General features: G+C 35.9%; 5 protein-coding genes. All 5 read left to right on the top strand.

Annotated elements, in window-relative coordinates:
* A partial coding sequence (locus tag KJ562_03455) for a hypothetical protein (GenBank protein ID MBU3964747.1) occupies positions 1 to 1425 on the top strand: 1425 nt, incomplete at its 5' end.
* Positions 1426 to 1429: 4 nt separating this feature from the next.
* A complete protein-coding gene (locus KJ562_03460) occupies positions 1430 to 2512 on the top strand; it encodes a hypothetical protein (GenBank protein ID MBU3964748.1) in 1083 nt (360 codons plus the stop codon).
* A gap of 3 nt (positions 2513 to 2515) precedes the next feature.
* The gene (locus KJ562_03465; protein MBU3964749.1) at positions 2516 to 3532 is read left to right on the top strand and encodes a hypothetical protein; all 1017 of its coding nucleotides are present in this window, start codon (positions 2516 to 2518) and stop codon (positions 3530 to 3532) included.
* Between the two features lie 175 nt (positions 3533 to 3707).
* Entirely contained in the window at positions 3708 to 4916 is a 1209-nt protein-coding gene (locus tag KJ562_03470; protein MBU3964750.1) for an ATP-binding protein, read from the top strand.
* 13 nt (positions 4917 to 4929) lie between these two features.
* Positions 4930 to 5466, top strand: coding sequence for an RloB domain-containing protein (locus KJ562_03475; protein ID MBU3964751.1), 537 nt, complete (start codon positions 4930 to 4932; stop codon positions 5464 to 5466).
* Positions 5467 to 5774: the final 308 nt, after the last annotated feature.

The following is a 5774-nucleotide window of genomic DNA, read 5'->3' on the forward strand; positions in this document are numbered from 1 at the left end:
ATTATTGGCTTGCAGTCAGTTTTGGCCGATAGAAATTTCATTGGTTACGATCTAAATCCTTTTGCAGTTTTTCTTGCGAAGAATTCCCTAAAGATCAGCTATAATCAAACTTCATTTGAAAAGGAATTCGCGGTAATTAAAGATGCCGTGAGCGAAAAGATAATGGCTCTCTATAAAACCAAGAATAAATACATTTTGTATACCATTTTAGGAAAGAAAAATAGTAAATACTACAACGCAGTTATTGCTGATGACAATTTCCTAAACAAAGAAAAAGTTAGTTTGCCCAAGAGCGATTTAGAGCCAACTGTAAAGTTTCCTAAAAGCTTGAAATATCCAGACAAGGATTTTCCGGCAAAGTTTTATAAGGACAGGTTTTCGTATAAGGGTGTGAGCCGAGTATCCGACATGTTTTCAAAAAGAAACCTTCTCTCTTTGGCTTTGCTTCATACTTCAATCAATGAATTGCCTCTAAAGAATAAAAATTTGTTCATGCTTGCTTTTACAAATACTCTTTTGCATGTGAGCAAATTAAAAGCCGAGAATGTTCGTCCATTGGGCGTGAATAACTTTTGGATTCCAGATGATTTTATCGAGGAGAACGTGTGGTGGAGATTTGTCGACCGAATTAAGAATGTAAAAATGGCAAAGGAGGTCATCGCAGAAAAAGCTTCTCAAAATAAGATCTCCAAGCCTATATCAAAAATTTACAACAAATCGTCTCTCAATATGTCTGAAATAAAAGGGGCGAGTGTGGATTATTTAATCACTGACCCACCCTATGGAGACACTATTCAATACTCAGAGCTTTCGTATATTTGGAATTGTTGGCTTGAAAAGGAGTTTGATATTGAGAACGAAGTCATCATTAACCCTGTTCAAAAAAAAGGAAGGAATGAATATTACAACCAGATAGTTTCTTTTATTGGTGAAGTTAACAGAGTTCTAAAAAAAGACGCATATTTTACTTTGGCTTTTCATAACAAGGATTTAAAAATATGGATAAGCCTCGCAGAATTAATAAGGGATCATGGGATGGAGTTAGTAGATATTTCTTCCTACGATACTTTTGGGAGTCCTTATAACAAAAACTGGGCTAAGTTTTCACCAAAGTCTGATTTCTATGTGACCTTTAGAAACAGTCAAAAGGATATAAAAAATTATAATCAAAAAAGAGTATACCCTCACGAAATTGCCAACGAAATCACCAAGTGTTTAGGAAAGAAGAATGGCAAACTTTTCAATCTGAACAAAGCATACGATTTATTTGTAGGTGTTGTTATTAGTAAGATTTTTGATGGGTCTCAAGTGGCTGAACACGAAAAACTGAGTATTGAGAACATAACAAATCTTTTTCAAGAGATTACTCAACATAAGAATAACGAGGTTGTTCAGCAAAGATTACTTAAGCTCGAACATGTTTAATTATATGGAAATATACACCAAAGATTTTTTTAATATATTCAGAGCTAATTTCAAATTTGAAATTGTTGAAACTGCGCTTGGTATGGCCGTCAAAATGCCTGCCAAAGAGGCTTTTATTTATAGTAGTATCACCGGTGCTGGCTATTTTGAAAATCCGATCTATCCATTTACCCCCAAAGGATTACTTAAGCTTTTTTATAATGCCTTTAACTATAAATTTGTGTCGGGGATTTTTGATAATGGAGTACTGAAAAACACACCTTACATATTATCTCAAGCTAAGGATTATTTATTTGGTGAAGATAAATATGTTGTACCGATTGAATTTGATTCGGAGAAAGACCTCGTCGCCTACTTGAAAGAAAAATTTACTGAAATCAAGAATCCAAGGCAGTATATTATTCAGCGGATAGAGACAAGCAAACAAGGCAACGGCATGGAGCCATTAATGGAGTATCTTGCCGCAGAATATTTTAAAAACCTCGGTTTTATCGTGGAGAATCAGGTACCGCTTGCCCACTCTTTAGGTTCTCCTGATTTTGCTGGATACGGATTGATAAATACAATACAGAAAATTAATAAATCTGGCTTTTTATCTAGCCGTGGTTTCCATATTATTGAACTTGCTTTAATCAGAAATTTTAAAGATTTTCGTGAAGATACCACCGAAATAAAAGATTCTGAACTATTAGTCGGTGAAGCAAAGACAGGCACCTCCCAAATGTCTAAGCAGTTAGAGAAATATTTGGAAACAGGTTTGTTTGATAAGGGTTTTGAAATTCACCCGTCAAAATCTAGTCCAGCAGAGAATTATTTTGGCCTGATCACTTTTGATAAAAATTTTAAAATTACAGTCAGTCCGCCCAAGGATAGATATATTTCAAAAAATCCATTATCAAAAGAGAATTATATTCAATGGTTAGAAAATTATATCAAGTTTTACTTGATTGCTAATTTTACTAACGATGAGTTGAAAGAGTTTTATCTAAACAAAACAGGCTCTTCTCTAAACAAAGAGTCTGATCTTGTTGATTTTGTTTTAAGTATTGATATTGAGAAAATACTCATAAAGATTAAACAATTATAATTTATGGCTTTATCTAGCGACGAAATAATTAAACGAGAAATAATAGACACTCTTGGCTACAAGCATGGAGATATAAAATTGAGAATATTTCCACAAAGTAGCAGAGAGGATCAAAACTTATTTTCTGACGGAGGTCTCACCTTCGGTTTTGATGGTGTCTCCTATGGATCTTGTGATGCTTGTTGGTATGTTGATAAAGAATGGGTGGATGGTTTTAACAACAAAATGATAGACAAAAAGCCAATCATTGCGCTAGAGGGAACTGACGCATTGAATCGAAATTCAGCTGGCAACGCTCTTTACCAAAGATTTCACCATGCGCTTGGTGCTGTAAAAAACGGCCTGGTCGGGGTTTATTATCTTAAAAAGGGTCCTAGCCAAATACAGCCAGATTTATTTGGAATGGCTTATTATGCTTCACAAGTAGAAAAAGGTAATTATTTAGTCACTGATGATCTTAAGGTGGTAAGGGGATTATTGGAAAGATATAACGACAAAAACTCCTTTGATGCTTTTATAAAAAGTTATCTGGAAGAAATGCATAAAATATTCAATACAAAATTCCAGTTATTTTACAAAGGAGATTGGAAAGAATTTGCAAAAAAGAGATCGACAATAATAAAGGATGATTATGTTATAAAGTACGCCGGAAGAAGTAGGAGAAACTTTACTGACGGATCACAACGAGCAGGTCATATTGCAGTAGGTGAAATGTTTCTTACTAAATATTACTTCTACGATAAAAAATTCTACTATTTATTTCCGAAAATGACACGAGAGGACATAGAGTTGTTGGATAAAAGTAAAGATACCGATAAAGAATGGTTTCTATTGCGGAATGAACCAAACGTATTTATAAAGACCATTGATGACATAGAGGGGGTGGGGAAAAACATCAAGAAAAAACTCCTACAAATAAAGGATGAGCCATTAAAAGGTGACGCGTTCAGGACTTTCAATGCGTATACTCAAGAGATCGCATCTAAACTAGAATCGGGAGAATGCCGAATAAAGGAGTAATTGAAATAATGGAGCAAAAAATCGTTGATGTATTAAGTGAGATATAGGGCAAAATAGGTTTAAATGATGCTATATTTCAAGGTTTTCCACAAAATATCGTAGAAACACTTGCAATTTTTTAAATATCTGCTAAGATAGAGTCAGTCGAGTATATTATAATAAAATCTATAACAATATGATTCATTCATTTTCCTGCAAAAATTTTTACTCCTTTGGAGAAGAAACCACTCTTAATTTTGGAGTAAACAATAACGCTCCCGAAAACAATGGGTATTTTATGGCGCCTTCCGGCAACCGTCTTTCAAAGATAGAAACCGTCATCGGACCAAACGCTTCCGGCAAAACAAATTTGCTTAAAATTTTGCCTTTCTTGAAATGGCTGATTATTGATTCGTTTAACGCTAAGCCGGAAGATCCGATTGTTGTGCAATCTTTTGCTTTTGGCGACGCGAAAAATGAACCTACAGATTTATCAGTGGTTTTTGAAATTGACGGAAAGGTCTATACTTATGAATTTGTCATTACTAAGGAAAAAATTTTAAGTGAAGAACTGAAACTAACCAGTTTCGCGAAAGAAAAGAAATCAACCAAGAAAATATTTTCCCGCAATTGGAATAAAACAGAAAATCGTTATGATTTTGAAGGAGAAAACTTTGAATTGCCAAAAGGACTTGAAAACCTTTTGCGCACAAACGCAAGCGTAATCGGCACCGCCGCTCGTCTTAATCATGTTGAAAGCCAAATAATCGCAAAATATTGGGGGCAGATTGAAACAAATGTCGTTGAGGCTGGATGGATCGGCGATCATTTGTTGCCAAATTCAATCGCTCAACTCGGCGAGGCATTTAATTTTTTTAGCGAAAACAGTGTCCTTAAAACGGAGGCTGAAAAATTATTGTGTCGTTTTGATTTGGGTTTAAGTGGATTTGAAATCAAAAAAGAAAAAAAAGAAAATGGTTTTTCGCTTAATGTGCGAGCGGCGCATTTGTTTAACGGGCAAAAACAATATTTGCCTGTGCAATATGAATCATCCGGTACCAAACAATTATTTGTGCTTCTGAAAAGCATTCTTGCTGCGCTTGAAAAAGGAAGTATTGCCGTTGTTGATGAGTTTGATGTCAATCTTCACCCTGAAATGGTGAGTGCTTTATATAATTTGTTTGTCCAACCTGAAACAAATCCAAAAAACGCTCAATTATTTATGAGCACCCACAGTCATATTCTTTTAAGCAAACTTGATAAATATCAAATTGTTTTGGTCGAAAAAAATGAAAATGGCATAAGCGAAGCATGGCGTTTGGATGAGGTTTCTGATGTCCGCTCCGATGAAAACTATTATTCAAAATACCTTGCTGGCGCGTACGGAGCCGTTCCAAAAATATAAATACCAAAAAAATATGTCAAGAACAAATCCGTACAAGAAAAAACGCCGAAGCGCCAAACGAACTCTTTTGATGTATGGCGAGGGATTGGGCGAGGAGGTTTTTCTTAAACACTTGCGCTCACTGTATGCTTATAATAGCGGCGTGTCGGTAACTATCAGAAATGGAAAAGGAGGAAACCCCAAAAGTGTTGTTGTGAATGCGATAAACGAGCCGGGCGATTTTAAAAGAAGGATCGTTGTTTTGGATAACGACAAAAAACAAAAAGAAATGAAACAAGCATGCGATGAAGCGAAAAAGAAAAGGGTGGAAATATTAGAAAACTCACCTTGTCTGGAAGCAACTTTACTTTCAATTCTCCGACCCGGACAAAATTTCTCAACAAAACAGTCGGCATGGTGCAAAAGCGAATTTGAAACAAATTATATGGACAAGAAAAAGCGCACAGAATTAGCTGAATATATTAAAATTTTTTCGAAACAAGTACTTGATAATCAAAGATCAAATATAGCTGAACTTAACGCATTCATTTCAATAATGGAAAACGGCTAAACTCACCCGCCACCCATTTTGAGATTCCGCCGTCCGCTCGCAAAAAATTCTGGCCGTCCAATCAGGCGGGCGAAAAGGAAGGGGGTTGGGGGGAAGGAATTTTCGCCCGCCCGAGCATTCAGTTTCTGCCGTCCCGCCAACGGCGGGAGCAATCAGTCGGAGTTTTGTTCAAAGTAGGTTCGGGCTTCGTTCAGCAATTGCGACAGAAAATTATTATTTTTTTACTCCCATGGAGCGACCTCCCAATAAAGGGTTTCTGATCTCTGGAGATATGGTTTGGACAATCAAAAATCCCTCCGAATTGAAGC

It is taken from the genome of Patescibacteria group bacterium, from assembly GCA_018900835.1.
Taxonomy (GTDB): Bacteria; Patescibacteriota; Minisyncoccia; order Minisyncoccales; family PEYH01; genus PEYH01.

Coding starts and splice junctions, on each gene's coding strand:
- KJ562_03460 (MBU3964748.1), top strand. CDS start 1,430: ATGGAAATATACACCAAAGATTTTTTTAATATATTCAGAGCTAATTTC.
- KJ562_03465 (MBU3964749.1), top strand. CDS start 2,516: ATGGCTTTATCTAGCGACGAAATAATTAAACGAGAAATAATAGACACT.
- KJ562_03470 (MBU3964750.1), top strand. CDS start 3,708: ATGATTCATTCATTTTCCTGCAAAAATTTTTACTCCTTTGGAGAAGAA.
- KJ562_03475 (MBU3964751.1), top strand. CDS start 4,930: ATGTCAAGAACAAATCCGTACAAGAAAAAACGCCGAAGCGCCAAACGA.